The sequence below is a fragment of the Catellatospora sichuanensis genome, from assembly GCF_007483665.1.
In the GTDB taxonomy this organism is placed as follows: Bacteria; Actinomycetota; Actinomycetes; order Mycobacteriales; family Micromonosporaceae; genus Catellatospora; species Catellatospora sichuanensis.
Genome location: NZ_ML660188.1, coordinates 146,609 through 173,046, shown reverse-complemented (window position 1 = coordinate 173,046; position 26,438 = coordinate 146,609). Strand labels below are relative to the sequence as shown.

Here is a 26,438-nt window from a genome sequence, read left to right as displayed (position 1 = left end):
ACTCCCGTTCGATGGGTGCCCTCACGCAGTAGCGTACCGACCGGGCCTGGCCCGGTGCGACGATCATGGGGGCGGACGCCGCCGCAGGTCACGTGGCAAAATTCGCCGCATGGAGTTCAAAGAGGTGATCCGCCGCCGCCGGATGGTGCGCCACTATGCCGACCGGCCGCTGAGCCCCGAGGTCGTCGAGCGCATCCTGGCCAGCGCGCTGCGCGCGCCCTCCGCCGGGTTCTCGCAGGGCTGGGCATTCCTGGCGCTGACCGACCCGGCCGACCGGGCGCGCTTCTGGCCGTTCGTGCCGACCCGCAAGGCGCAGACACCCACGATGCAGCTCGCCCCGCTGGTCGTCATCCCGCTGGCCCACAAGGCCGCCTACCTGGCCCGGTACGCCCAGCCGGACAAGGGCTGGGAGGACCAGGCCGAAGCCCGCTGGCCGGTGCCCTACTGGCACATCGACACCGGGATGGCCTCGCTGATGATGCTGCTGTCCGCAGTGGACGAGGGCCTGAGCGCCTGTTTCTTCGGCATCATGCCGCAGCAGGGCCCCGACTTCGACGCGGTGAAGGAGGTCCCGGCACACACCGACGCGCTGCGCGCCGAGTTCGGCATCCCGGCCGAGTACGTGCCGATCGGCGGCATCTGCATCGGCTACCGCGCCGAGGACGCCCCGGCCCAGGGCTCCCACGTCGCTCAGCGCCGCCGCGGCACCGGCGAGGTCATCCACCGCGGACAGTGGGGCGTGCACGCCTCGTAGCCGCCGCAGGCCGGTGTGCGGTCCCGCGCAGCCCTCGTCGGGCCGGACCTCTCCGCTCGGGCGGGTCAGGGTGCCGACCAGCCGGTCGCGGTGACCACGTCGGCGGCGATGTCGACCACCGACCGGCCGTCGGTGCCGATCCGAATGACGTCGGCCGGGGCGTCGCGGTCCAGCCGTGCGGCGGCCCGCGCGCTCCGGGCGATGTGCACGTCGAGGCCGCCGCCCAGCTCGCGGACGGCCAGCCGCGCGTTGGCGACCTCGTCCGACGCGGTGAGCAGCACCCGGACGATCCGCACCGGTGCGTCCAGCGTTTGCGCCAGCTCGTCGGCGTACAGCACGCTCACGGTGTTGGTGTAGACCAGCCGTCGGTAGCCGAGCGCGGCGAAGTTGCGCCAGATCGCGGCCAGGTTGTCGAGCACGATCCGGGACCGGTCCGGGTCCCCGGCGGGCGGCGGGAAGACCTGGCCGAGGAAGTCGCCCTCCAGCTGGACGTGCGCGATCCCGGCCGCCTCCAGCTGGGCGCACACCTCGGCGGCGACGGTCGACTTGCCGACGCCCGAGCGACCGCCGATGAACAGCACCTCGACCTGATCCGCATCCATCGGACCATGATGGCCGTACGCCGGCCGCGCGTCGTGCGGGTTTCGGCGGTGCTCAGCCGTCGTCCTCGTCGTCGAAGTCGTCGCTGCGGGTGAGCCCGCAGATGAAAGCACGGAAGTCGTCGGCGAGGTGCAGTTCGGTGCCGAACGCGGGGTCGAGCCAGGTCACCGACGGTTCGGCGGGTACGCCGCGGGCGCGATAGTCCAGCGCCACCCAGTAGTGCCCGTGGCCGAAGAGCAGCACGACCGGCGACGGCAGCTCCCACTCCTGCACCAGGTAGGCGTTGTCGAACAGAGTGATCGTGTCGTCGTCGCGACCGATGCCGGCCAGGTGCTCGAACGGCACATGGTCCGGCGCCCAAGAGGTCGGCTCGTCGGTCGGGAACGCGTTCCAGGCGTCCGCCACGACCCCGCCGTTGCGCAACCGCAGCAGGGCCACCAGCGACGACGGCAGCGTCACCCCGAGTTCCCGTTCCGCCTCGCGGAGCAGTTCGTCGGTCAGGGGCGGAAGCGTCATCGGGCTGTCCGCGGTGTCCCAGAACGTCGCCTTGACCTCATCGAACCGTGCCACGGCGGCAGCCTACGTCCCGCCGCTGACATCGGACCGGTCCGGGCGTGACGGTAGGGCTGTCCCCACCATCACGTCGGCGGGCAGCGGGATGGGAACGGGCCGGCCGGACGCATAACGTCTGCGGCATGACGATCCTTCGCCGCCTCGGGCTCGACGCCGCGTACAACCTGCTGGGTCTGCCGCTCGCGGTGGCCTCCTTCGCGCTGTGCGTGGCGCTGTTCGCCGCGGGCGTCGGCACCCTGGTGACCTTCTTCATCGGGGTGGCCGTGCTCGCCGCCGCGCTCCTGGTCGCCCGCGGTTTCGCCGACATCGAGCGGCTGCGCCTGCAGAAGCTGTACGGCCGCCCGGTGCCCCGCCCGCGCTACCAGGCCGCACCCGAGGGCGCCGGCTGGATCCGCCGGATGACCAACCCGCTGCGCCAGGGCCAGAGCTGGCTCGACCTGCTCCACGGCATCCTCAACCTGCCGGTGGCGATCATCGCGTTCGTGTTCACCGTGACCTGGTGGGCGATGGTGCTCGGCGGGCTGACGTACTGGATCTGGGGCCGGTTCGTCCCGGAGACCGACGGCCAGAACATCGTGATCGAGAAGCTGCTCGGCGCGGACAACGAGTCCACCCGGACCGTGTTCAACACCCTCGTCGGCGTGTTCGCCCTGCTCACCGTGTACGGCGTGCAGCGCGGCGTGGCGGCGCTGCACGCCGGCTTCGCCTCGATGCTGCTGACCCGGCTGGCCCAGTTGCAGGGGCGCATCTCCGACCTGACCGAGGGCCGTGCCGCGGCGGTGTCGGCGGAGGCGGTGGCCCTGCGCAAGCTGGAGCGCGACATCCACGACGGCCCGCAGCAGCGGCTGATCCGGCTGGCCATGGAGCTGTCCCGGGCCCGCCGCCAGCTCGCCGACGACCCGGACGCCGCCGGGGACACCATCGACGGCGCGCTCGGGCAGGCCAAGGAGACCCTGGACGAGCTGCGGGCGCTGTCGCGGGGCATCGCGCCGCCGATCCTGGCCGACCGGGGCCTGGCCGCCGCGCTGACCTCGCTGGCCGAACGCTCGACGGTGCCGGTGACGCTGGACCTGGCCGTCGAGGGCAGGCTGCCCGCGGCGGCCGAGAACGCCCTGTACTTCGCCGCGGCCGAGGCGCTGTCCAACATCGCCAAGCACAGCGGGGCCGCCTCCGCCCGGATCGAGGTGACCGAGCAGGATGGTCGCGTGTACCTGATGGTGAGCGACGACGGCGCGGGCGGCGCGCACCTGGCCAAGGGCCACGGCCTGGCCGGGCTGGCCGACCGGCTGCGCGCGGTCGACGGGGACTTCGCCGTGGACTCCCCGGCGGGCGGGCCCACGATCCTGGTCGCGCAGGCGCCGTCGACCGTGCCGGTGGCGTGAGCCGATGCGCGTCGTCGTCGCCGAGGACAGCGTGCTGCTGCGCGAGGGCATCGTCCGGCTGCTGATCGAGGCCGGTCACGAGGTCGTCGCCGCGGTGGGCGACGGGCCGGCCCTGGTCGCCGCCATCGCCGCGCAGACCCCTGATGTCGCGGTCGTCGACGTGCGCATGCCGCCCAGCCACACCGACGAGGGCCTGCGCGCCGCGGTGCAGGCCCGCCGGTCGGTCCCGGGCACCCGGGTGCTGGTGCTGTCGCAGTACGTGGAGCTGGCGTACGCCGACGAGCTGCTCGCCGACGGCCGCGGCGGCGTCGGTTACCTGCTCAAGGACGCGGTGGTCGACGTCGACGGCTTTCTGGACGCGCTGGACCGGGTCGGATCCGGTGCGACGGTGCTCGACCCGCAGGTCATCGCCCAGCTGATGATGCGTGGCAGGAGGGATCCGGTGCAGACCCTGACCCCGCGCGAGCGCGAGGTGCTGGAACTGATGGCGCAGGGCTGTTCGAACACCGCCATCGGCCGCGCGCTGGTCATCGGCGACGGGGCCGTGGAGAAGCACATCGGCAACATCTTCGCCAAGCTCGACCTGGCCCCCGACGCCGACCAGCACCGCCGCGTGCTTGCGGTGCTCGCATACCTGCGCTCCTGAACTTCGGCGGAACTCAGTCGGGCAGCTTGGCGGCCAGCAGCTCGACCCGGCGGATCTCCGGCGGCTTGCTGAGCAGTTGGCCCGCGTGGCCCATCAGCGCGCCGGCGAGGTCACCGTCGAGGTGGGCCTGCATCGCGGCCTCGTCGCCGAACGCGTCGAACAGGCCGAACGTCGACTCGTCGATGCGGAAGCAGAACCATGCCACGGTGCCCTGCTCCGCCTGGACCAGCGGCAGACCACCGGTGAGGAACGTGGCCACCTCGTCGGCCATGCCGGGGGCGGCGTGCAGTGTCGCCAAGAGGCCTACGGTGACCATGTGCGCTCCTGTCGCGGGGGACGCCGTCAAGCGGACGAACGCCGGTGGCCGATCGCCGCGATCTGGGCTCGCGTCGTCCTCCGCGAGAGTATCGAGATCAGCGGTCCGATATAGCCGATTAGTGCGTCTACGCCGCGGGCATCGAGGTCGACCTCGTCGGGAGCATCGTGCGGCACGGCTGAATCGGGCCTGCGCACCGCCCCGCCGGGCCTAGGCTGGGCTCATGGTCGGGCGGGCCGGTGACGGCCGGCGGGTGCTGGTCACCGGGGCGACCGGGTACATCGGCGGACGGCTCGCCCCGCGGCTCATCGAGGCGGGACACCGGGTCCGCTGCCTGACCCGGTCGGCGGCCCGGCTGCGCGACGTGCCCTGGGCCGCCCAGGCCGAGATCGTCGAGGCGGACGTCCTCGATCACGCCTCGACCCGGCGGGCCCTGCGCGGCATCGAGGTGGCGTACTACCTGGTCCACTCGCTCGGCTCGCCCGGGTTCGAGGACATCGACCGGCGTGCCGCCCGGACCTTCGCCGACGCGGCCAAGCAGGAGGGCGTGCGGCGGATCGTCTACCTCGGCGGCCCCGCCCCGGAGAAGATCGCCGGGGCATCGGCGCACCTGCGCTCCCGCGACGAGGTCGCTCGAATTCTCACCACGTCGGGCGTGCCGACGGTCACCCTGCGGGCCGCGGTGATCATCGGCTCCGGATCGGCGTCCTTCGAGATGCTGCGGCACCTGACCGAGCGGCTGCCGGTCATGGTGACGCCGCGCTGGGTCGGCAACCGCATCCAGCCCATCGCGGTCCGCGACGTGCTGCACTACCTGGTCGGCTGGGCGAGCGTGCCCGGCGACGTGAACCGCTCCTTCGACATCGGCGGCCCGGACGTGCTCACGTACCGGGAGATGATGAGCCGCTACGCCCGGGTGGCCGGGCTCAACCGCCGGGTCGTCGTCCCGGTTCCCCCGCTGTCGCCGTGGCTGTCCTCGCTGTGGGTGGGTCTGGTGACCCCGGTCCCGGGCGCGATCGCGACCCCGCTGGTGGAGAGCCTGATCCACGAGGCGGTCTGCCATGAGCACGACATCACCCGGTATGTCACCGACCCGACGGGCGGCCTGAAGCCGTTCGACGAGGCGGTCCGGCTGGCGCTGCTGCGGATCCGCGACGCGGAGGTGCAGACCCACTGGTCGACCGCGTCATGGACGCGGGCCCCGGCCGAGCCGCTGCCCACTGACCCGGACTGGTCCGGCGGCACCCTCTACGTCGACGAGCACACCGAGCGGGTCAAGGCACCGCCGTCAGCGCTGTGGGAGGTCGTCTCCGGTGTCGGCGGGGACAACGGCTGGTACTCATCCGACCTGGCCTGGACCGCGCGCGGCCTGCTCGACAAGGCCTTCGGCGGTATCGGCCTGCGCCGCGGACGCCGCGATCCCGCCGTGCTGCGCGCCGGGGAGACGGTCGACTTCTGGCGGGTCGAGGAGGTCGAGCCGGGACGGCTGCTGCGGCTGCGGGCCGAGATGCAGCTGCCGGGCCGCGCCTGGCTGGAGATGCGGGTCGACGACGACCCGCGGGGCAGCCGGTACTCCCAGCGCAGCGTCTTCGTGCCCCGCGGCCTGGCCGGGCACCTCTACTGGCGGGCCATCGCCCCGCTGCACTCGATGATCTTCGGCGACATGGCCCGCAACATCGCCCGCGCCGCCGAGCGAGCCTGAGCCCGCCGCCCCGGGCCGCCGGGGCCTCGATGGCGTCAGCGCGGCCGCAGGAGGTCGCCGAACAGGTCGACCAGCGCGGTCGCGCAGGAGCCGTCGGGGTCCTTCGTGGCGTTGTAGCAGCCGACCGAGACTCCGGCCAGGGCCTCGGAGGCGGTCAGCGGGCGCATCAACTCCCGCAGTTCGGCCAGCCGCAGGCCGCCCGGCATCAGGTAGTCGGTGGCGGGGAAGGCCTGCTGGTCGAGGACGTCGACGTCCAGGTGGACCCAGTAGGAGCCGCCTCGGGCCAGTGCGTCGCGGGCGGACCCACCCGCCTCGGCCATGCCCTGGTGCTGCAGGTCGTCGGGGGTGGACTCGGGCCGGTAGCCGAGCTGTTCGGGCAGCACCGAGCCGTACTCGATCGCCTCGGCACGGTCGCGCGGCCCGAGCAGCCGCAGCCGGTCCGGCGTGACCAGGCGACCGCCGACCAGTTCCACCCAGTCCACCGGCCCGTGCCCGGTGACCACGGAGATCGGCATGTCGGCCGGTTCGCCGGTGGGGGAGGTGCGTCCGTCGTAGAGGTCAAGGTGGCCGTCGAGGTACGCCAGCCCGACGCCGCCCTGCGCGTCCCGCGCTCCGGCGAGCACGGCGGGCAGCAGGGTGCAGCAGCCGCCGACCACCAACGGCAGGTGACCGGCGGTGAGCAGTTGGCGCACGTGGCGGCGTACGACGTCGGTCATGGTGCGTACCGACGGCCAGGCGATCACGCCGGTGTGCGCGTCGCGGACCCTGCCGACCAGGCGTACCGGCAGGTCCCCGCCGTCCCGGCCGCTCACGGCCGCGACGAGGCCGGCGGCGCGCAGGGCGCCGGGCGACAGCTCGGTCCCGAACGGCGGGTCGCCCGCCTCGGGCACGCCGACGCAGTCGATCGGCACGCCCACTACAGTGATCATGATGCGAGTCTCGTTGCCACCCGAGGCTGCGGCAAGCAGGCACGCCGCCGGTCACCGGCCGAACCCGGAGCCGCGGTGAACGCGGTTCGGGTCGACCGACAGGTGCCGGGCCACGGCCACCCGTGTCCTTCGCCTCAGGCGATGCCGCGTCGGCGGTCGTCGGCCAGGAACAGCGCCAGTCCGGCGAGCAGGAGCCCCGTCGCCACCCATACCGCCCGATCGCCGACGCGTGCCGTGACCAGGCCGCCGAGCAGAGCGCCCACAGCGAACGAAACGATCGCCGGCCACAGGCTGCGGGCCTGCGCGGCCGCGTCGCGGTCACGGCGCACCGCCGCGCCGTACAGGGCCTGGGCGGCGTTGCGCAGGTTGGTCGTGGTGACCGTGGTGTTGAACGACCACCTGCCGATCAGCCCGAACGACGTGATCTGCACCGAGGCCACGAAGGCGATCATGACGGCGACCAGGTCGTCGGATACACCGGAGGGCAGCACGCCGACCACCACCAGCACCAGGATCTCCAGCACGAGCGCGGCCCGCGCCGGTTTGCGCAGTGCCACGGCGACCCGCGGCTGCCGGATGGTTTCGGCCACCCAGACCCCGACCACGAACGCGATGATCGGCGGCACGTGCCGCAGCGCCTCGGCCCACTGCGCCTGCGCGGCCTGGACGCCCAGCAGCACCACATTGCCGGTCTGCGCGGTCGCGAACACCCCGCCGCGGCCGAGGAACGTGTACGCGTCGAGGAACCCGGCGGCCATCGTGAGCAGCACGATCAGGCGCAGCGAGCGGGACGTCCGGTACGGGACGCCGCCCGACTCCGCCATCGCCGCCCCTCCCGCCGCACCCTGCTCCAGATGTTTCCTCCTGAACGCCCGACACGTGCCGAGAACGGCTGGAGCCGGTCCACTTGGGCCCGCCGATGCGCTGCCAAGACCTCACGGACGTCGCGTTCGGCCGGTCGCCGTCGGACAGGTCCGAGCGGTGGCGGGAGCGCGGATGTCGGCGCACCGCCCTAGACTCCGCGGCCATGGCGATGGTGACCTTTGTCGACGAGACGACCGCGGGCGACCGCGGCACAGCGTGGCAGTTGGAGATTTCCGAGCAGCAGCTGACCCTGCGCGAGATCATCCGGCGCCGGGTGTTCCAGGAGGTAGCCGAGCACAACGCGGCCGGCGGCGACCACTTCCGCGGCCTGGTGCAGCCCGGCGGCACCGAGCACACGCGCAGCGGGTTCCGGATGAGCAAGCACCGGCAGGTCGATGCCGAGGAGCAGTTCAGCCGCGCGGTGGACGCGTTCTCCCGCAACGGGTTCGTGGTGCTCGTCGACGACCGGCAGGTCGAGGACCTCGAAGCCGACCTTCGACTGCACCGCGGTGTCGAGATCACGTTCCTGAAGCTCGTGCCGCTGGTCGGTGGCTGATGACGCAGCTGGCTGAATACCCGGGGCAGGTCGCCGCACTGCAGGCGGCCGTCGACACCGGTGGCGTGGACGGGATCGTGGCCCGGCTCGTCGAGATGGTCGAGGTCAACAGCGGGGCCTGGGGCTTCGCCAACCCGTCCGCGGAGGACGTGTTGCGGCCGATGAGCGTGCCGGGCCGCCACGAGCTGGTGCTCGCCCTGATCGCGTACATGCGCGGGGAGACCCGGGCGGGCGTGAACGAGAACCTGCTCGAACTCGTCACGCGTCTGAGGCGCACGCTGCACCTGCCCGACGAGGTGGACCGGATCGAGCTGGCGCTGCACATCGCGGGCACGCGGTGGAGCACCCACGACGCGGTCAACCTCCTCGACGCCCGAAAACTGGTCGAACTGGGGCGGCCGGTGCCGCTGCCGTACGTGGCGGCCATGCGCCGTACCAGCCAGATGAGCTATCACGGCATGGCCAAGCTCGACGAGATGCTGTCCGGACTCGACGCGCCGCTGCTCAACCCGGGTGAGGCCTGGGCCGACCGGGCGCTGGAAGACCTTGCCGAACTCGGTGAGCCGTGGGCCGCCGTCGTGGCTCATGCCGCGACCGCCACCAGCGCGAAGATGACCTCGAAATTCGAGCAGCCCGGTCGGCGGCTGCTGGCCGCGGTCGGTGACGAGGCCGCCCGGACGGTGCTGACCGGCTGGCTGTCGCTGGTCGGACGCCCGCGCACGCAGCGGCTCGTGCGCGGCGGCTACGAGCCGGACGTCAACGAGGCCTACGACCCGTACAACACGATCACGTTGCGCGGGCTCGTCTGGCTGATCGGCCTGCTGCCCGCGCACGACGACACCGCCCGGCTGCTGGGCGCGCTGGTGGAGACGTCGCTGCGCAAGGCGGCCGGGATCGGCCCGCGCAACCCGAAGATCGCCAACACGGCGGTGCAGATGCTGGCGCGGTGCGGGTCCGAGGCCGCGCTGGCGCAGCTCGCCCGGCTGTCCGCGCGGGTCACCTACAAGGGCACGCTCAAGGAGCTCACCACCGCCCTCGATGCGCGCGCGGCGGCGCTCGGCCTGACCCGGGACGAGGTGGAGGAACTGGCCGTGCCCGCATACGGGCTGACGGAGGTCGGCCGGCGGATCGACGCCTTCGGCGACGTGCGCGCGGAGACGACCGTCGGCGCGGCCGGGGTGCGCACCACCTGGTTCAGTGCAGGTGGGCGGCCCGTGAAGTCGCCGCCCACCTCGGTGCGCCGCGACCACGCCGAGGACCTCGGCGAGCTGAAGGCGGCCGTCAAGGATCTCGAGAAGATGCTGTCCGCCCAGGCCGAGCGCCTGGACCGGCAGTTCCTCGCCCAGCGTGTCTGGCGGTTCGCGGCCTGGCGGGAACGCCACCTCGACCACCCGCTGCTGGGCACGATCGCGCGCCGCTTGATCTGGACGGTCGACGACCAGGCCTGCGCATGGGCCGAGCAGGCCCTGACCGGCCTGGACGGCACCCCGGTGGTGGCCGGCCCGGACGCGGCGGTGCGGTTGTGGCATCCGATCGGCCGTCCGGTCGAGGAGGTGCTCGCCTGGCGTGAGCGCCTGGAGCGCGACCAGGTGGTGCAGCCCTTCAAGCAGGCCCACCGCGAGGTGTACGTGCTCACCGCCGCGGAGGAGAACACCGGCACCTACTCCAACCGGTATGCCGCGCACGTGCTGCGCCAGCACCAGTTCCACGCCCTCGCGGCGACCCGCGGCTGGCGCAACAAGTTGCGGCTGATGGTCGACGACGAGTACCCGCCCGCGACCCGGGACCTGCCCGAATGGGGCCTGCGGGCCGAGTACTGGGTGGAGGGCGTCGGCGACGGCTACGGCGGCGACGACACCACCGAGACCGGCGCCTACCTGCGCATCGTCACCGACCAGGTGCGCTTCTACGCCATCGGGGCCCGCGAGCACACGGCGCACGCCTCCGGCGGCGGATACAGCCACGGCTGGCAGCACCCGCCGGCCGACGGGCTGCCGCTCGCCGAGATCCCTCCGCTGGTGTTCAGCGAGATCATGCGCGACGTGGACCTGTTCGTCGGCGTCGCCAGCGTCGGCAACGACCCGACCTGGCAGGACGGCGGTCCCGAGGGGCGGTTCCAGGACTACTGGAACTCGTACAGCTTCGGCGGCCTGTCCGGCACCGCGCAGACCCGCCGCGACCTGCTGGCCAGGATCGTGCCCCGGCTGGCGATCGCCGACCGGGCCACGGTCGAGGACCGTTTCCTGGTGGTACGCGGCGACCTGCGCACCTACCGCATCCACCTGGGCTCGGGCAACATCCTGATGAGCCCGAACGACCAGTACCTGTGCATCGTGCCGAACCAGAGCTCCGCGGCGGGCACCGGCGGGGTGTTCCTGCCGTTCGACGGCGACCGGGTGCTCTCGGTCATCCTCAGCAAGGCGATGCTGCTCGCTCGGGACGCCGCGATCACCGACCCGACGATCACCCGCCAGATCCACGTCTGACCCCGGGCGGGTCGGCGGACCGGATCGGTCAGGAATCGAGAAGCGCGGGCATGGCGGCCGCAACTAGCGTGGCCGCCATGCCCCCGCAGGTCGTCGGGGATCAGGTCTGCCCGTCGCCTCAGGAGGTCGCAGTGAACTGGAACAAGTGGATCCGGCAGGTCCACCGCTGGCTGTCGATCGCGTTCACGGTGAGCGTCATCGCCACGTTCGTCGCCCTGGCGCAGGAGGAGCCGGTCATCTGGGTCTCCTACGTGCCGCTGCTCCCGCTGGTGTTGCTCCTGTTCAGCGGCCTGTACCTGTTCGCGCTGCCGTATGTCGCCAAGTGGCGCGGCGGCCGACGGGCCGCGCGGGAAGCGTGATCCGGCGACCGGCCCGCGCCGAGCCGGACCGTCGTGTCCCTGGGCCGGCCAGTTCGGCCCAGGCCCGTCGGTGATCGTGGGCGTATGCCGGATTTCGGCCGCTCACAGCCTGCTCGCGGCTTAAAGTGATCATGTGGTCCGGGGCTCCGCACGTGTCTGGGGGCGCGACACGGTGGAGTTCGGCCGGGTGACCGCGTTCAGCGACGGGCTGTTCTCGATCGCGATGACACTGCTCATCGTCGAGGTCGCCGTGCCCCACATGATCCACACCGGGAGCGTCCGCGAACTGCTGGGCAGGCTCGGGGACCTGGTGCCGGATTTCGTCGGCTTCTTCCTGTCGTTCGCGCTGATCGGCAAGTACTGGGTGGCCCACCACCAGATGTTCAGCGTGCTGCGCGGCGCCGACTACGGCCTGATCTCGCGCAACCTCTTCTACCTGGCGTTCATCGCGTTCATGCCGTTTCCGACCGCGCTGCTGGGCGACTACTTCGACAACCCGCTCGCGGTGGTCGCGTACGCCGTCACCGGCGCGATCGTCAGCGGCCTGGAGGTGGTGCTGCTGCGCTACGCGTGGAAGGCCGGCCTGCTGCGGGTGAAGGTCACCCCGGAGGTGATGCGCTGGGGCTCGATCATGTCGCTGGCGCCGGTGGTGGCGTTCCTGGTCTCGATCCCGGTGGCCTTCGTCAGCACGCTGGGGGCGGTGCTGATGTGGCTGATCACGGTGCCGTTCGGCGTCTTCATGCACCGCCGCGCCCCGGCGGGCGCGGACGTGCTGGAGTAGCTCAGCGGGCCGCGGCGACCGCGGGCTCGGCCGGGGCGGCGTCCGGGGTGCGCTTGGCGACCCAGCGCTCGAACAGCAGCCCCAGGAACGGCGGGATCGACGCCGCGCCGCCCATGACCAGGCGGCCGAAGCTCCAGCGGTGCACGCGGGCGGTCCACAGCAAGGTCACCAGGTAGAAGACGAACATCGCGCCGTGCACCCGGCCGAAGACGAACACGCCGATGTCGTTCTTGACCACGATGTACTTGAAGAACATGCCGATGAGCAGGCCGACCCAGGAGAAGGTCTCGGCGATGGCGGCGTAGCGGAACCAGCGGCCTGCGGTGCTCGACATGAACTCTCCAGGAAGTCGACGGTGACGGAGCCGATCATAGAGCCGCGCCGACGCCTCCTGACGGGGTCGCCACGCTGCTGTGATCGGCGCGACCCTAACCCTTGATCCACGAAGTGACCTGACAACCGCGCGAAAGTCAGCTGAACATCCGCGCGTGCGGCGACGATCCGCTGGTCGGGAGCGTGTTCGATACATGGCATTGACTCGATCGGTCAGCCCCTCTAATTTGAACATATGTTCAGAACAGATGTTCAGAATCATGATGCGCCCGTGGGCTTTTCCCGGACACCGACCCTAACCCGGACCCGTGACCTGCCCGGACGCTGCGATGTCGTGGTGCTGGGCGGCGGCCTCGCCGGGCTCGCCACCGCGCTGCGACTGCAGGCGGCGGGCCTCTCCACGATCGTCTTCGAGGCGCACGGTCACGCCGGCGGCTGCGCGGGCTACTTCCGTCACCGGGGCTTCTCCTTCGACGTCGGCGCGACCACCCTGGTCGACTTCGCGCCCGGCGGCGTCGGCGACGAGCTGCTCGCCACGACCGGCGCGCCCGCGCTCGACGCCGAGCAGCTGCCCGGATACGTCGCCTGGCTGCCCGACCGGGTCGTCACGCTGCATCGCGAGCAGTCCCGGTGGCACGCCGAACGGCTGCGCACGCTCGGCGACACCCGCGCGCACCGGCGCTTCTGGGCCGAGCTGGACCGGCTGGCCGAGGTGTTCTGGGCGGCCAGCCGGGCCGGGATCCGCCTGCCGATGCGCACGCCCGCCGACGCGCTGCACGACCTGCGCGCGGTCGGGCTACGGCACCTTCCGCTGGTCCGCCACCTCGGCCGGACCATGGGCGACGCGCTGCGCGCGCACGGCCTGCGGGACCAGGACTCCCTGGTGTCACTGCTCGGCATGCTGGTCGAGGACACCGTGCACAGCACCGTCGACCGGGCTCCGCTGATCAACGCGGCGCTCGGGGTGACCATCCGCGGCGCGGGCCTGACCCGCCATCGCGGCGGCATGCACGGGTTCTGGCGGGCGCTGGTCGCGCACTACCGCGCACTCGGCGGCGATCTGCGCACCGGCTGCCGCGTCCAGCACGTCACCGGCCGGGGAGCGGGGGAGCGCCAGCGCAGCCTCCTAGGACACCGTAGCGAGAGTGGCGTCGGCGGCTACACCGTGCACACCACGCGCGGCAGCGTCGAGGCGGGCGTCGTGGTGAGTGCGCTGCCGGCGCCGATCACGGCGGAGGTGGCCGCCGGCACGCCGGTCGCGGCGGGGCTGCGGCCATATCTCGAGCGCGACGAGCCCGACCTGGGCGGCGCAGTCGTGGTGTTCCTCGGCGTGCCCGAGCACGAGGTCGTGGGGCAGGAGTTCACCCACCACCAGCTGATGCAGGACTACGCGCGGCCGCTCGGTGAGGGCAACAACATGTTCGTGTCCGTGTCCTCGCCCGGCGACGAGGTCAGCGCGCCACCCGGCCACCGAGCCGTCATGATCTCCACGCACACCGAGCTGGCCGGCTGGCAAGGACTGTCCGAGCCGGAGTACGCCGCGCGCAAGCAGGAGATCGGGCAGCGCCTCATCGAGCACGCCCGGCGGGTCTACCCGCGGCTGGGGGAGCAGGCCGTGGTCCGGCAGGTCGGCACACCGCGCAGCTACGAGCGGTTCACCTGGCGGCCCCAGGGGGCGGTGGGCGGGGTGCGGCAGACGCTGCGCAACTCCAACCAGTTCGCCGTGCCGCACCGCACCGCGCTGCCCGGGTTCTGGCAGGTGGGCGACACGACGTGGCCCGGGCTGGGCACCGTGGCCTGCGTGCTGGGCAGCCGCCTGGTCGCCGAGGACGTGCTGCGCCACGCGCCGGCGGGGGCGCGGTCGTGAGCACGAAGCTGCCGAGCCTGAGCGAGGTCGGCACGGACCTGCTGGCCGTGTCGCCGTGGCGCACGCGGGTCGCGCTGGTGCGGCCGTACGCGATGATCGGGGTCTTCGTGCTGGTCGCCTGGGCCGGCTGGTGGTGGCTGACGCCGCTGGTGGTGTTCGGGGTGTTCGTGTCCGTGGTGACGGTGACGCACGACGTGGTGCACCGCGCCCTGGGACTCACGCCCCGGCAGACCGAGTGGGCGCTGTTCTTCACCGGGCTCGTGCTGCTGGAGAGCGGGCACGCGTACCGGTCCACGCACCTGCAGCATCACCGGCTGTTCCCGAGCGACGAGGACCCCGAGGGCTACCCGGCGGACCTGTCGCTGTTCGGGGCCGTCCTCTACGGACCGGTGTTCCTCGGCCGGCTGTGGTGGTGGTCGTGGCGGCGCGCCCGCGGCGACCGCGGGCTGCGGACCTGGCTGCTGGTCGAGGCGGTGATGCCTTTCGCCGCACTGACCGGGGGCGTGCTGCTGTGGCCGGTCACCCCGGCGCTGCTGGCCTACGCCGTGATGGCGATCGCGGGCAGCTGGGTCTACCCCCTGCTCACCGTCTACCTGCCGCACCACGACTACGGCGACGAGCCGCTCACGCAGACGCGTACGCTGCGCGGGAGGGTCATCCCCGCGATCTTCCTCGAGCTGACCTACCACCTGGAGCATCACCTGTACCCGCAGATCCCCAGCCACCGGCTGCCCGAGCTGGCCCGCCGCCTCGACCCGCACCTGTCCGCGGCGGGCGTGCGCCCGGTCCGGGTCATCTGATGCCGCCACGCGCCGACACCCGGGCGCGGGTGCTGCACGCGGCCGCCCGCACCCTCGCCGACGAGGGATACGGCCGCTGCACCGCCCGCGCCATCGCCAAGACCGGTGGGTTCGCGCCCGGCGTCATCTATTACCACTTCACCGACATGGACGACCTGTTCGTGGCCACCTCGCAGTTCACCAGCGAGGCCCGGCTGGCCCGCTACCGGGCCGAACTCGACGGCGTCGCCACCGCCTCGGACACCCTGGCCCGGCTGCGCCGCCTGTACGACGAGGACGGCGCGGCCGGGCACATCGCCGCGGTGCAGGAGCTGGTCGCCGCGGCGAATGCGAACGCCCGGCTGGCGGAGCAGGTGAAGGTGCAGACCGCGGTGTGGCAGGACTTCGCCGCCGGGATCATCGAGCGCCTGCTGGCGGGCACACCGCTGGCCGAGCTGATCCCGGTGCGCGAGGTCGCCACCGCGGCGGTCGCGCTCTATCTCGGCATGGAGATGCTGTCCCATCTGGACGCGCACCGGCTCGGTCCGGACGCGCTGTTCGACGCCGCGGAGCGTTTCGCCCCGCTGGTCGACGCCTGGCGGCTCAGCCTGGCCGAACCGGACGGATCGGCCTGACGAGCAGGGTACGGTGCACAATGGCGGGACAAAGCGACCAAAGGTGTACACAGGTTCCGCCGGCTGGGCCGTACCGGCGAAGCTGGAGGTGACGGGATGCGCCTTGTCGTGCGGGGCGCGCTGTGGATCGGGCTGTTCCTCGGTGTCGCGATCGCGCCGCTGGTGTTCGCGGTGATCGGATTCACCGGTCCGGGCCGCGGCTTCGCGACCGAGTTCTCGGCCGCGCTCGGCTTCGTCGGGCTCTCCCTCATGGGCCTGGAGTTCGCCCTCGTCGCCCGGTTCCGGGCCGTCGCGGCCCCGTTCGGCACCGACGCGCTCGTGCAGTTCCACCGCGAGATGGGCCTGGTCGGCCTGGTCTTCGTGCTCGTGCATGTGGCGATCTCGGCACCGTGGGACCTGGTCGTCCGGCCGTTCGCCGACGACACGCCGGCGCGGGTCCGCTGGGCGCTGCTCTCGACGATCGCGCTGCTCGTGCTGGTCGCGTCGTCGCTGTGGCGCAAGCGCCTGCGGCTGTCGTACGAGGTGTGGCACGCGCTGCACACCGTGCTCGCCGTGGTGGTGATCGTGGCGGCGCTGATGCACGCGCTGCTCGTCGACCACTACCTGGACGTCGCGTGGAAACGTGTGCTGTGGGTCCTCATGTCCGCCGCGTTCCTCACCCTGCTGGTGTGGGTACGGATCGGCAAGCCGCTGATGCTGCGCCGCCGGCCGTGGACCGTCGAGCGGGTCACGCCGGAGCGGGGTCGGACGACGACCCTCACGCTGCGCGCCGACGGCCACCCGGGGTTCCGGTTCGCACCCGGCCAGTACGCGTGGTTCGCGATCGGCCGGTCACCGTTCTCGCTCACGAAGCACCCGTTCTCGCTCTCGTCGAGCGGCGAGTCGGCCGATGTCGTCGACGTGAGCATCAAGGCGCTCGGCGACTTCACCTCCGCCGTGGCCGACCTCGACGTCGGCACCACCGCGTATCTCGACGGTCCGCACGGCGTGTTCAGCCCGGACCACTACGAGGGGCCGGGCTTCTGCCTGATCGCCGGCGGCGTGGGCGTCACCCCGATGGTGAGCATCCTGCGCACCTTCGCCGACCGCGGAGACCGTCGACCGGTCGTCGCCTTCATCGCCAACCGCAGCTGGGACGAGGTCACCTTCCGCGAGGAGCTGGATCAGCTCGCCGCCCGGCCCGACGTGCAGGTAGTGCACGCTCTGGACGAGCCGCCGCCCGGCTGGACGGGGGAGACCGGCCGCGTCACCGCGGACATGCTGCGCCGCCACCTGCCGCCCGGTCACGAACGCTGGCAGTTCTTCGTGTGCGGAGCCGATCCGATGATGGACGCCATGGAGGACGCCCTCGTCGCACTGGGCGTGGCTCCCGCACGCATCCATACCGAACGCTTCAACTGGGTCTGAGCGGGAGCCGGCAATGCGTCATGCCTTGGTGACACGGCTGGTCCTGGTGCTGGCGTTCGTGCTGCTGGCGGCCAGTGTCGTCTTCGCCGCGGTGCAGGCCTGAGCTGCGGCAGGCGCGCCTGTGGCGCCTGGGTGCTCACCGGATCGTGCTCACCGGCGAGCGGTGCCGTCGTCGAAGGCGTCGGATTCGGCCGTGCCTCCGGGGCGTGTGTCCGGCGTGGGTCGCATGTGCTGCTCAACGTGGGGGTGGCCGCGCAGAAGCCGGTACGCGAGGTAGAGCGTGACGATGCTCAGCAGGACGTTCGCTGCCCCGCTGAAGATCAGTACGGCTGTGGGCACGTCCGGGCTGGGTACCCCGAACGCCTCGCCGCTGCCGCCGATGATGATCATCAACGACACGATGACGATCACCATGGTGCCCGCGGTGCCGGTCCGGCCGGGACTGGCGGCGGCGAGTGTCGCCAGCGCAAGGACGATGGTCAGGACCACCGGTGCGCCGATGGCGGTGCCTCGCAACCACATCTCCGCAGCCACATTGTCCGGATCGCCCGCTCCGCCGAACTGCGCCGGCCAGCGCAACGCCACACAGATCACCGTCGTGACCACGTGGAATGCGACCACTGCGACGTTGAGCTGAATGAAGCGGTATCGCAGCTGATCCATCGCCAGATCTCCCTCGGTGGGCACTCTGTGGACGTGGTCGTCGCCGGGTGGTTCGGGTGGCATAGGCGGTTGTCGTCAGTCGGAGGGTACCGACGCCGGGCATCATCGGCATCAACGAATGCCGCACGCGCGCATATCGGCAACCGCTCGGGTGCGCCGGCATACGCTTCACCCGGTGGTGTCCAGCCCCTTCAGGAATCTACGGACCAGGGCGAACGCCGCACCGGGAGCTTGGCGCAGGACGCTGTGCCCGACCCCTGGGACCACATGGACCTCGACGTCGGCGTTCGGAAGCGCGCAGGCAGGCGCTGTGCCCATTTGAGTGGCCCTGGCGGTGGCGTCCTGTGGGGGCGCCCTCATCTGCGGTGGCCCTCCAGGCCGGCCGGACACGTGGCGCGAGATGATCGGCGGCGACCGGTAACCCGAGCGCGACAGGTGGACATTCCCGGGTATGGAACCAGACGACGCGGCCGCCAGAGAGCGCTTCGAAGAGCTGTTCGACGCCCATTACGCGGAGCTGACGCGTTTCGCCACCCGTCGGGTAGGCCCCGACGCGGCCGGAGACGTCGTCTCCGGCACGTTCCTCGTCGCATGGCGCCGCTTCGCGCAGCTGCCCGCCGAACACCCGCGGGCCTGGCTGTACGCCACCGCCCGGCACGTGATCGCCAACGAGCTGCGGGCCCGTGCCCGCAGGGACCGGCTGTCCGCCAAAGCCGCCGTCGGGGCCGACGCCACCGTGGCGGACCACGCCGGGCAGGTAGACGAGCACCTGCGGGTGCGGGCCGTACTGGCCGGGCTGTCCCCGGCCGATCAGGAGGTCCTGCGCCTGACCGAGTGGGAGGGCCTGGACGTGGCCGAGATGGCCCTCGTCCTGGGCTGCAGCCGTACCGCGGTCAAGGTGCGTCTGCACCGCGCCCGGCGCCGGTTCGCGGCCCGGCTGCTGGCCACCGAGGAAACCGGCGCCCATGCGACAACCCGCCTGCCCATGCCGTCGATCGTCGCCGAAGGGAACACCAGCTCATGAACGACCGCAGCAGCGACACCCTGGCCCGGCTGAGAGCCGCCGACCCGGCCCCGCCCGCCCCCGACCCGCACGACCCGTACGCCCGCGCCATGCTCGACCGCGTGCTGACCGCACACGGGACCCCGCCGACCCGGCCCCGCCCGGCTCGCCGCCGTCTGGCGATGGCGTTGGCGGGGGCGGCCGTGTTCGCGGCCGCCGGCGTGCTGGCGGTAGCCGAACCCTGGGCCGAACCGGCCGAGGCGTACTCCGTCGGCACGAATGCCGACGGGTCGGTCGAGGTCAGCTTCGATGCAGCCGAGCTGACGGACCCCGCGAAGCTGAACGCCGCGCTGGCACGTGCCGGTGCGCGCACCGTCGTGATGGGCATGGTGCCCGACGGCCAGTGCACCGGCGAGCCCGCGTACGACGTCGTGTACGAGCTGCCGGTCCCGGGCACCCCCGAGCACGCCACGACTCCGCTCGAGTACCAGCTGCGTGAGGACGGCGTCTTCATCATCATCCGGCCGCAGTACCTCCCGGCCGCGGACACGCTGGTGATCGGCTATGCCATCGATCATCTCGCGGACGGGCGCAGCACGATGGTGCGTCCGGTCGTCGTCATGACGGTGCCCTCCTGCCTGGCCCGTCCCACGCCGCCGGCAGGCCGGACGCCCAACTGACCACTCCGCCCGGACGTCCGGTCGGCGGCCCACCCGTGGGCTGCCGACCGGGCCGTCAGTCGAAGTGCCCGCCGCAAGGGTCCACGCCGTCACCGGCCGGCCGGCCGTCAGCTGATCGCGTCGATCTGTCGGGTCAGAAACCGCAGGTATCCCGGCGGAGGCCGCACGCCGCGGGTCAGCATCCAGTGCAGCCGACTCACCGCGGTCAGGACCAGGGTGAGCTGGTAGCCGCGGCGAACGGCCTCCGGATCGAGCCGGTGCCCGGCGGCGGCGAGATAGGCATCGACGAGGCTGCCGTCCAGGGTGCTCAGCGCGAGGTGGGCGACGTCGGCTCCCGCCGGGGCGACGCCCAGCGTGCCCCAGTCCAGCACGACGGTCACGTCCCCGGCGGCCACCAGCTGGTCGCGGTGGAAGTCGCCGTGGCTGAGCGCCGACGGCACCGCGTCCAGTTCGGCGAGCAGTTCGCGCCGCCGCGACCAGATCGCGACCGCCTGCGGCAGGGCGTCGACGGCCGTCCAGTCGAGGTCGCTCACCGCGATCCGCTGTGCCAGCTGGTGCCCGGCCAGCCAGGGCAGGTCCGGTGGTGCGATGCCGGCCTGCCAAACGGCAAGCCGTTGAGCGGCCGTGCGCGGGTCCTCGCGCGGGCCGGTGACGTGCGCCAGGTAGACCGCGTCCTCGGTGACGCCGAGGCAGCGCGGCGCGGCCAGGCCTGGGCCGGTCGGCAGCAGCCCCGAGGCGTACGCGAGCGGTTCGCGGCGCCAGTACGCCCAGTGCCGTTCGTCGTGCGAGCCGACCGCGTGGCGGCCTGTGGCGAGGGGGCGGAACTGCTTGCGTACCAGGGAGAACGAACGCTCGTCGGGGCCGTGCCGCAGTGTCCCGGTCAGCAGCGTGACCGCGGCGGTGGCCGCGCCGTCGCCGCCGAGCGGCCGGGCCTCGAGGGTCAGCAGGGTGGCCGGTCCACCAGCCAACGAGGAGAGAACGTCGGCAGGGATCATGCTCCGCAACCTACCGGGCGGGGGCGTGCGGGCAACCGGATTGCGTACGCGCGGGCATCCCGGCAGGGTGGACGAATGGTGACCCACAGGGGGACCGCGGTGACGCCGCCGGTGCGCAGGCTGGGCCGGATCTACGCGGCGCTGCGGGCCTGCGACGAGGGTGTGCTGTTCTTCCCGTTCTACGCGCTGCTGATGGCCGACTCGGGCCTGTCCACCGCACAGGTGACCTCGCTTTTCGTCATCTGGAGCGCGGTCGCATTCGCGCTGGAGGTGCCGTCGGGGGCGTGGGCGGACACCTACTCCCGGCGCAGGCTGCTCGCTTTCGGCGCGCTCATGCGGGCGGTCGGGTTCGCCACCTGGTTCCTGTGGCCGACGTATGCCGGGTTCGCGGTCGGGTTCGTGCTGTGGGGCGTGCGCAGCGCGATCAGTTCCGGCACCAAGGAGGCGCTGCTCTTCGACGAGCTCGCGGCGGCTGATGCGACGGACCGCTACACCGCGCTCGCGGGGCGGGCCGCGACCGTGGCCATGGTGTCGATGCTGGCCGCGAGCGCGCTGGCCTGGCCGGTGTACGCCCTGGGGGGTTACGGACTCATCGCCGCGGGCAGTGTGCTGGCCTGCCTGGGCAGTGCCGCGGCGGCGCTGGCCATGCCCGAGCGGCCCCGGGTGCGCCGCGAACGGTCCACGGGCGGGCGGGCCTACCTGCGCAATCTCCGGGACGGTATCGCCGAGGTGCGCACCGACCGGCGGGTGTGGCACACGGTGCTGATCGCCGCGGCCGTGCCGAGCCTGAGCGCGCTCGACGAGTACGGGCCGCTGCTGGTCCGCGACCTGGGCGTGGCCACCGCCGGGGTGCCGCTGGTCATCGCGGCGCTGATCGCGGCGATGGCGCTGGGCAGCGCGCTGGCCGAGCGCTGGCGGGCGACGCCCTTGGCGACCGGTTCGACGATCGCCGCGGCCGGGGTGGCGCTGGCGATCGGCGCACTGGCCGGGGGACTGGCCGGGCTCGTGCCGATCGCGGTCTGCTTCGGACTGTTGCAGCTGACCCGGGTGCTGACGGAGGCGCGGCTGCAGCACACGATGAGCGGACACACCCGGGCGACCGTGCTGTCCGTGTCGGGGTTCGGCGCGCAGTTGGGTGCACTGGCCGTGTACGGATGCTTCGGGTTCGGCTCACTGTGGTTGGGCATCGCGCCGCTCGCGGCCCTGTTCGCCGTGCCGATCGTCCTGGTCGGGCTGGCCGCGGTGCGCTGGCTGCCCGGCGGCGGTGCGTCGGAGGTCGTCGCGGAGCCCGCGTGAGCGGTCGTCGCCGTCCCATCGCTGTGCCATGATCGCTGGCGGGGAGGATTCATGGATCTCGGTGCGCTGCTCTGCTTCGTCGTGATTCCCGGCGGCTGGCTGGCGATCATGGTGTTCATCGTGTGGTCGAACGTGCGCTCAGGCAGGCCGTCGTCGGCGTCGGGGGACGGCGTCGGCTCGGCCGGTGAGCACCACTCGCAGACCTTCGGCGACGGCGGGAGCTGGAGCGACGGGGGCGGCGGCAGCGGCGACAGCGGGTCCGGGTCGAGCTTCTGATCGCTTTGCGGCATCGACGCGCTTCGCTTGTGTGAGCCCATTGTGTCCCTTAAGCTCCGAACGGGAGTCTTTGCCGCGCTGCAATGAGCGTGGACGCCGGTCGCGTACAGGGCATACGCGTTCCTCCGCCGGCTGACGAAGAGACGGTGCCGGCGACACCTGCTTGCCGCTCGACCGACGGTGACGTGCCGTTCCGTCGCCGACCCCCGATACCGGTCCATGATGTCGTCGTGGCCTTCGCCCGCGATGCCCTGTTCGTCAACGGAGACCCCATGAGAACCTCGAGACGCCGACTGGCGGTCCTGCTGACCGCCACCACCGTCCTGGTCGCGGCCGGCGCCGTGACCGCCATCAGTGCGCAGGCGGCCGCGGGCTGCCGCGTGACCTATACGATCTCCAGCCAGTGGTCCGGCGGGTTCGGTGCCAACGTGAGCGTCACCAACCTCGGCGACCCGGTCAGCAGCTGGCAGCTCGGCTGGACCTTCGCGGCCGGGCAGACCGTCACCCAGTTGTGGAACGGCACCCACACCCAGTCCGGCAGCCAGGTCACGGTGCGCAACGCCCCCTACAACGGGGCGCTGGCCACCAACGCGAGCACCGCCTTCGGCTTCAACGGCAGCTGGACCGGCACCAATCCGGTCCCCACCGCCTTCACCATGAACGGCGTCGCCTGCACGGGCACGACCACGCCGTCCCCGTCGTCGCCCGCACCCGGGGACACGCAGCCGCCGACGGTGCCGGGCAACGCCCGCATCAGTAACCTGACCTGCAACGCGGTCAACTTCGCCTGGAACGCCGCGACGGACAACGTGGGTGTCGCGTTCTACGACATCTACCACGACGGGCAGCAGATGACCTCGGTCGGCGGCGGCACGCTGTCGGCGAACCTGACCGTCGTGCCCGGCGCGACCTGGGGCCTGTACGTCAACGCGCGCGATGCCGCCGGCAACGTGTCCCAGGCCAGCTCGACGGTCACCATCACGCCGCCGTTGTGCCAGACGGACACCACGCCGCCCACGGCCGCGACCCAACTCGCCGGATCCGCCTCGGGCACCACGGTCACGCTGCAGTGGACGGCCGCGACCGACAACGTCGGCGTGCGTGCCTACGACGTCTACCGCGGCGGCAGCGTCGTCGGCACGGTCAGCGGCAACCCGCCCGCGACGACGTTCATCGACAGCGGGCTCGCCGCGAACACCACCTACCAGTACCAGGTCCGGGCCCGTGACGCGGCGGGCAACGCCGGTCCGCCGAGCAACACCGCCACGGTCGCCACGACCGGCGGCTGCACGGTCTGCACGGTGACGCAGGTGACCACCGACACCGACATCCCGTGGGGCCTGGCGACGCTGCCCGACGGCTCGATCGTGTACTCCCGCCGTGACGCCCACGACCTCATCCGGCTCAACCCGGCCACGGGCGCGAAGACGACCCTGGGCACCGTGCCCAACGTGCAGAGCACCGAGGGCGAGGGCGGCCTGCTGGGCATCGCGGTCGCGCCGACGTACGCCACGGACGGATGGCTGTACATCATGCACACCTCGCCGACCGACAACCGTGTCGTGCGGATCCGGGTGGTGAACGACCGGCTCGACACCGCCACGCTCACCGTGCTGGTCAGCGGCATGGCGCGCAACAAGTACCACGACGGCGGGCGGCTGCGCTTCGGCCCGGACGGCAAGCTGTACGCCTCCTCGGGCGACGCGCAGAACGGGTCCTGGGCGCAGGACCGCAACCGGCTCGAAGGCAAGATCCTGCGGCTCAACCCCGACGGCACCGTGCCCGCCGACAACCCGTTCGGCAACCTGGTGTGGAGTTACGGGCACCGCAACCCGCAGGGCCTGGCGTTCGACTCCCAGGGCCGGTTGTGGGAGCAGGAGTTCGGCAACACCGTCATGGACGAGACGAACCTGATCGAACGGGGCGGCAACTACGGCTGGCCGACCTGCGAGGGGACCACGGGCACGTGCGGCACGGCGGGGTTCGTCGCGCCCAAGCGCACCTACCCGACGTCGGAGGGTTCGTGCAGCGGCATCGCCATCGTGCGCGACGCGCTGTACGTGGCCTGCCTGCGCGGCACGCGCCTGTACCGGGCGGTGATCAGCGGGACGAGCCTGACCAACGTGCAGTCGTACTTCGTCGGCACGTACGGCCGCCTGCGCACCGTCGAGCCGTCGCCGAGCGGCGGCGTCTGGCTGACCACCTCGAACACCGGGGACAAGGACAGCGTGCCGAACAACAGCAACGAGCGCATCCTGCACGTCGCGCTCGGCTGAGGCGGCCGCGCCGGGAGCGGCAGTGCCGCTCCCGGCGCGAATCGTCTTGCAAGAGCTACTGATCATTCGCCGCTCGGCCATGCTCTGTCCGCTCTGGACCGCATAACATCTCCACTCATCGATGCCAAACGGATGAGGGAGCAACCATGCTCGACAGGTTCAGGGTCACCGGGAGATCCCTGGTGGTAGCCGCGCTGGCGACCGCACTCACCGCGACGGGGCTGATCGCGCCGACGCCGGCGGGCGCGGCGGTCACCCGGGAGCAGCTGGCGCTGCGCTGGGCGCCGATCCACTACCAGGACGTCGACGCCACGGGCAGCCACGCGCTGAGCGGGAAGTCGGACTACATCACGAAGGTCGACTTCGACGGCGACCTCAACGGCCGCAACAACTGGGACCGCACCGGTCAGGCGGGAGTCTCGCTGGCCGCGCACGCCTACTTCTCCGTCGTGGAGACCGGCACCCACTGGTACCTGACCTACCTCTTCTTCCACCCCCGCGACTGGACGGACCACCCGTTCTTCGAAACCGAGCACGAGAACGACGGCGAGGGCGTGCTGCTGGTCGTCGAGCGCGACGGCTCCGACTACGGCGTGCTGCGCGCCGCGGTGACGGTGGCGCACAGCGACTTCTTCTCCTACACCCCGTCCGGCAGCACCTGGTCCAGCGGCCGGGAGAGCGTCGACGGCACCCTGCAACTGCAGTCCTCGCCGCACGACGGATTCCTGCACCCGGTCACCGCACAGGAGGCCAAGGGCCACGGGCTGAAGGCCTACCCGCAGTACAACATCGACGGTGACGGCCTCGTCTACTACCCGTCGACCGTCGCCGAGACCCCCGCCAGTGGCAACGACCGCGACGTGCGCTACCAGCTGATCGACATCTTCGCTTCCGGCGGGCTGTGGGCGCAGCGGGCCAACACCGGCCTGTTCGCGAGCCCGGGAACCTTCGCCGGCGACGACTCCGGCGACTGCGGCGCGGGCACCTACGACTGCACCACCAACTCGGCGAATGCGCCGTGGGGCTGGGACGACGGCAACGACCTGCCGGGCCGCGGCCAGCTCGCGACCGACCCGGCGAAGGTCGCGGTGGAGTACTTCACCGTCCCCGGCGGCCTCTCCCGCACCTACACGTCCAACCCCTACCAGTCCTGAGCGAAGGAAGGGCACCTTCACATCGCTATGTGTTGTAGAAGGTGCCCTTCCCATCACTTCGGCAGGATGCCGTGCAGGAAGCGGGGCAGGCCGTAGTCGAAGACGGCGTCCAGGCCGAGCTCGAAGTCGGGGATCGCGGCGATGCGGGCGACCATCGGGAAGCGGCCGGAGCCGAGCAGGTCGTCGAAGGCCTGGCCCTGCCGCTCCATCCACTCGTCACTGGACATGCCGGTGTGCTGAGCGGCCTGCGCCTCGGTGGCGAAGCCCATCGCCAGGCCGCGGACGAAGGCGAAGACGGACAGGTGGATGTGCATCATCTCGGTGATCGGCAGCCCGAGCGGGTCCAGTGCGGCCAGCGCGAACTCGGTGTACTTGATGCCGTGCGGCGCGAACTCCGGGCGGGTGATCGACATCGCTGGGGCGAGCCAGTGGTGCCGGCGGAAGATGCCCCACAGCTGGCGGCTGACCAGCGTGAGCTGCGCATGCACCCCTTTCGGCGGTACGGCGGGCAACGGCGCCTCCGCGAACGCGGCGTCGATCATCAGCCGGACCAGGTCGTCCTTGCCGCGTACGAAGCGGTAGAGGCTCATCGTGGCCAGTCCGAACTCGGTGGCCAGGCGGCGCATGGAGACCGCCTCCAGGCCCTCGGCGTCGGCGAGCGCCATCGCGCGGCGCACCATCTGCTCGCGGGTCGGCTCGGCGGAAGCGGGGCGCGGTCGCCGCTCGCGACGGACGGGTTCGGCGGGTTCGCCACGGTCGGCGACGACGGTGCCGACCCCGCGTACCGCCTCGACCAGCCCTTCGGTGCGCAGCGTCGCGAGGACCTTCGTCGCGGTGGCGATCGCCACGCCCCACTCGGCGGTGATCTGCCGGGCCGAGGGCACCCGGTCGCCGGGGCGCAGCTGCCCGCCGTCGATCTGTGCCCGGATCTGCCCGACGATCTGCCGGTAGGGCGGCTCGGTACTCACGCGTACTAGTACACCAGATCCGTCCAAGCTGTCGCTCACCGCGCTCACCTCGACCGGTGTACTAGGTAGCGTACTAGTACACGTAAAGCCTTGTTGCAGCTCAAAGCTTCGCCTCCCTACGGTGTTATCAGTGATGCGTACAGCGTACACAGAAACTG

27 protein-coding genes are annotated in these 26,438 nt (G+C 71.9%); 18 read left to right on the top strand and 9 right to left on the bottom strand.

The features are described from left to right. The first annotated feature begins 109 nt into the window (after positions 1 to 109). A complete protein-coding gene (locus tag FLL47_RS09695) occupies positions 110 to 754 on the top strand; it encodes a nitroreductase family protein (RefSeq protein WP_144120116.1) in 645 nt (214 codons plus the stop codon). Positions 755 to 819: 65 nt separating this feature from the next. Here FLL47_RS09695 and FLL47_RS09690 read toward each other — a convergent pair whose 3' ends face one another. After that, the gene (locus FLL47_RS09690; RefSeq protein ID WP_144120115.1) at positions 820 to 1,356 is read right to left on the bottom strand and encodes an adenylyl-sulfate kinase; all 537 of its coding nucleotides are present in this window, start codon (positions 1,354 to 1,356) and stop codon (positions 820 to 822) included. A gap of 52 nt (positions 1,357 to 1,408) precedes the next feature. Then, positions 1,409 to 1,924, bottom strand: coding sequence for an SMI1/KNR4 family protein (locus tag FLL47_RS09685; protein WP_144120114.1), 516 nt, complete (start codon positions 1,922 to 1,924; stop codon positions 1,409 to 1,411). Positions 1,925 to 2,049: 125 nt separating this feature from the next. Here FLL47_RS09685 and FLL47_RS09680 point away from each other — a divergent pair, with 125 nt between their 5' ends. Both FLL47_RS09680 and FLL47_RS09675 read left to right on the top strand, forming a co-directional pair. After that, on the top strand, positions 2,050 to 3,309 hold the full coding sequence (locus FLL47_RS09680; RefSeq protein ID WP_144120113.1) for a sensor histidine kinase: 1,260 nt from the start codon (positions 2,050 to 2,052) through the stop codon (positions 3,307 to 3,309). Between the two features lie 4 nt (positions 3,310 to 3,313). Next, positions 3,314 to 3,955 (top strand): response regulator transcription factor, encoded by a 642-nt coding sequence (locus FLL47_RS09675; RefSeq protein WP_144120112.1) that lies wholly within the window; start codon positions 3,314 to 3,316, stop codon positions 3,953 to 3,955. A 13-nt stretch (positions 3,956 to 3,968) separates the two neighbouring features. On the opposite strand, the gene FLL47_RS09670 is transcribed toward FLL47_RS09675, so the two are convergent. Continuing rightward, positions 3,969 to 4,271, bottom strand: coding sequence for a putative quinol monooxygenase (locus FLL47_RS09670; RefSeq protein WP_144120111.1), 303 nt, complete (start codon positions 4,269 to 4,271; stop codon positions 3,969 to 3,971). 223 nt (positions 4,272 to 4,494) lie between these two features. Between FLL47_RS09670 and FLL47_RS09665 the strand changes: the two genes are divergently transcribed. Continuing rightward, complete coding sequence (locus tag FLL47_RS09665) at positions 4,495 to 5,973, top strand: SDR family oxidoreductase (protein WP_144120110.1); 1,479 nt, start codon at positions 4,495 to 4,497, stop codon at positions 5,971 to 5,973. Positions 5,974 to 6,008: 35 nt separating this feature from the next. Here FLL47_RS09665 and FLL47_RS09660 read toward each other — a convergent pair whose 3' ends face one another. Together FLL47_RS09660 and FLL47_RS09655 are read right to left on the bottom strand one after the other, a co-directional pair. Continuing rightward, a complete protein-coding gene (locus FLL47_RS09660) occupies positions 6,009 to 6,902 on the bottom strand; it encodes an arginase family protein (protein ID WP_144120109.1) in 894 nt (297 codons plus the stop codon). A 134-nt stretch (positions 6,903 to 7,036) separates the two neighbouring features. Continuing rightward, a complete protein-coding gene (locus FLL47_RS09655) occupies positions 7,037 to 7,726 on the bottom strand; it encodes a YoaK family protein (RefSeq protein WP_144120108.1) in 690 nt (229 codons plus the stop codon). Between the two features lie 203 nt (positions 7,727 to 7,929). On the opposite strand from FLL47_RS09655, the gene FLL47_RS09650 reads away from it, so the two are divergent. The 4 genes from FLL47_RS09650 (at position 7,930) to FLL47_RS09635 (ending at position 11,948) form a co-directional block, all read left to right on the top strand. Then, positions 7,930 to 8,322, top strand: a complete 393-nt coding sequence (locus tag FLL47_RS09650) for a hypothetical protein (RefSeq protein ID WP_144120107.1) — start codon at positions 7,930 to 7,932, stop codon at positions 8,320 to 8,322. Continuing rightward, positions 8,322 to 10,808 (top strand): DUF4132 domain-containing protein, encoded by a 2,487-nt coding sequence (locus FLL47_RS09645; protein WP_246157717.1) that lies wholly within the window; start codon positions 8,322 to 8,324, stop codon positions 10,806 to 10,808. The genes FLL47_RS09650 and FLL47_RS09645 overlap by 1 nt, the downstream gene beginning before the upstream one ends. A 50-nt stretch (positions 10,809 to 10,858) precedes the next feature. Further along, positions 10,859 to 11,167: a hypothetical protein gene (locus tag FLL47_RS09640; protein WP_246157716.1), complete on the top strand. Its 309-nt coding sequence runs from the start codon at positions 10,859 to 10,861 to the stop codon at positions 11,165 to 11,167. A 133-nt stretch (positions 11,168 to 11,300) separates the two neighbouring features. Next, on the top strand, positions 11,301 to 11,948 hold the full coding sequence (locus tag FLL47_RS09635) for a TMEM175 family protein (RefSeq protein WP_144120106.1): 648 nt from the start codon (positions 11,301 to 11,303) through the stop codon (positions 11,946 to 11,948). A gap of 1 nt (position 11,949) precedes the next feature. Here the strand turns inward: FLL47_RS09635 and FLL47_RS09630 are convergent, their stop codons facing one another. Next, a complete protein-coding gene (locus FLL47_RS09630) occupies positions 11,950 to 12,282 on the bottom strand; it encodes a DUF3817 domain-containing protein (protein WP_144120105.1) in 333 nt (110 codons plus the stop codon). A gap of 270 nt (positions 12,283 to 12,552) precedes the next feature. On the opposite strand from FLL47_RS09630, the gene FLL47_RS09625 reads away from it, so the two are divergent. From FLL47_RS09625 to FLL47_RS09610, 4 genes are all read left to right on the top strand, one after another. Continuing rightward, positions 12,553 to 14,148 carry a phytoene desaturase family protein gene (locus FLL47_RS09625; protein WP_246157715.1) on the top strand — a complete coding sequence of 532 codons (1,596 nt, stop codon included), beginning with the start codon at positions 12,553 to 12,555 and terminating at the stop codon, positions 14,146 to 14,148. Then, positions 14,145 to 14,948 (top strand): fatty acid desaturase family protein, encoded by an 804-nt coding sequence (locus tag FLL47_RS09620; protein WP_246157714.1) that lies wholly within the window; start codon positions 14,145 to 14,147, stop codon positions 14,946 to 14,948. Before FLL47_RS09625 ends, FLL47_RS09620 begins: the two co-directional genes overlap by 4 nt. Further along, positions 14,948 to 15,562 (top strand): TetR/AcrR family transcriptional regulator, encoded by a 615-nt coding sequence (locus tag FLL47_RS09615; RefSeq protein ID WP_144120103.1) that lies wholly within the window; start codon positions 14,948 to 14,950, stop codon positions 15,560 to 15,562. Before FLL47_RS09620 ends, FLL47_RS09615 begins: the two co-directional genes overlap by 1 nt. A gap of 96 nt (positions 15,563 to 15,658) precedes the next feature. Then, the gene (locus FLL47_RS09610; protein ID WP_144120102.1) at positions 15,659 to 16,969 is read left to right on the top strand and encodes a ferredoxin reductase family protein; all 1,311 of its coding nucleotides are present in this window, start codon (positions 15,659 to 15,661) and stop codon (positions 16,967 to 16,969) included. Positions 16,970 to 17,119: 150 nt separating this feature from the next. Here FLL47_RS09610 and FLL47_RS09605 read toward each other — a convergent pair whose 3' ends face one another. Next, positions 17,120 to 17,575, bottom strand: coding sequence for a hypothetical protein (locus FLL47_RS09605; protein ID WP_144120101.1), 456 nt, complete (start codon positions 17,573 to 17,575; stop codon positions 17,120 to 17,122). 508 nt (positions 17,576 to 18,083) lie between these two features. Here FLL47_RS09605 and FLL47_RS09600 point away from each other — a divergent pair. Both FLL47_RS09600 and FLL47_RS09595 read left to right on the top strand, forming a co-directional pair. Then, positions 18,084 to 18,656: an RNA polymerase sigma factor gene (locus FLL47_RS09600; protein WP_144120100.1), complete on the top strand. Its 573-nt coding sequence runs from the start codon at positions 18,084 to 18,086 to the stop codon at positions 18,654 to 18,656. Then, positions 18,653 to 19,315, top strand: a complete 663-nt coding sequence (locus tag FLL47_RS09595; RefSeq protein ID WP_144120099.1) for a hypothetical protein — start codon at positions 18,653 to 18,655, stop codon at positions 19,313 to 19,315. The genes FLL47_RS09600 and FLL47_RS09595 overlap by 4 nt, the downstream gene beginning before the upstream one ends. 107 nt (positions 19,316 to 19,422) lie before the next feature. Here the strand turns inward: FLL47_RS09595 and FLL47_RS09590 are convergent, their stop codons facing one another. After that, complete coding sequence (locus FLL47_RS09590) at positions 19,423 to 20,310, bottom strand: phosphotransferase (RefSeq protein WP_144120098.1); 888 nt, start codon at positions 20,308 to 20,310, stop codon at positions 19,423 to 19,425. Positions 20,311 to 20,385: 75 nt separating this feature from the next. On the opposite strand from FLL47_RS09590, the gene FLL47_RS09585 reads away from it, so the two are divergent. The 4 genes from FLL47_RS09585 to FLL47_RS09570 all read left to right on the top strand — a co-directional run bounded on the left by FLL47_RS09585 (position 20,386) and on the right by FLL47_RS09570 (position 25,312). After that, entirely contained in the window at positions 20,386 to 21,606 is a 1,221-nt protein-coding gene (locus tag FLL47_RS09585; RefSeq protein WP_246157713.1) for an MFS transporter, read from the top strand. A 51-nt stretch (positions 21,607 to 21,657) separates the two neighbouring features. Further along, complete coding sequence (locus FLL47_RS09580) at positions 21,658 to 21,882, top strand: hypothetical protein (protein WP_144120097.1); 225 nt, start codon at positions 21,658 to 21,660, stop codon at positions 21,880 to 21,882. A gap of 272 nt (positions 21,883 to 22,154) precedes the next feature. Then, positions 22,155 to 24,158 (top strand): PQQ-dependent sugar dehydrogenase, encoded by a 2,004-nt coding sequence (locus FLL47_RS09575; protein WP_144120096.1) that lies wholly within the window; start codon positions 22,155 to 22,157, stop codon positions 24,156 to 24,158. Between the two features lie 146 nt (positions 24,159 to 24,304). After that, the gene (locus FLL47_RS09570) at positions 24,305 to 25,312 is read left to right on the top strand and encodes a hypothetical protein (protein WP_144120095.1); all 1,008 of its coding nucleotides are present in this window, start codon (positions 24,305 to 24,307) and stop codon (positions 25,310 to 25,312) included. A gap of 53 nt (positions 25,313 to 25,365) precedes the next feature. On the opposite strand, the gene FLL47_RS09565 is transcribed toward FLL47_RS09570, so the two are convergent. Continuing rightward, entirely contained in the window at positions 25,366 to 26,280 is a 915-nt protein-coding gene (locus FLL47_RS09565) for a GntR family transcriptional regulator (RefSeq protein ID WP_246157711.1), read from the bottom strand. Between the last annotated feature and the right edge of the window lie 158 nt (positions 26,281 to 26,438).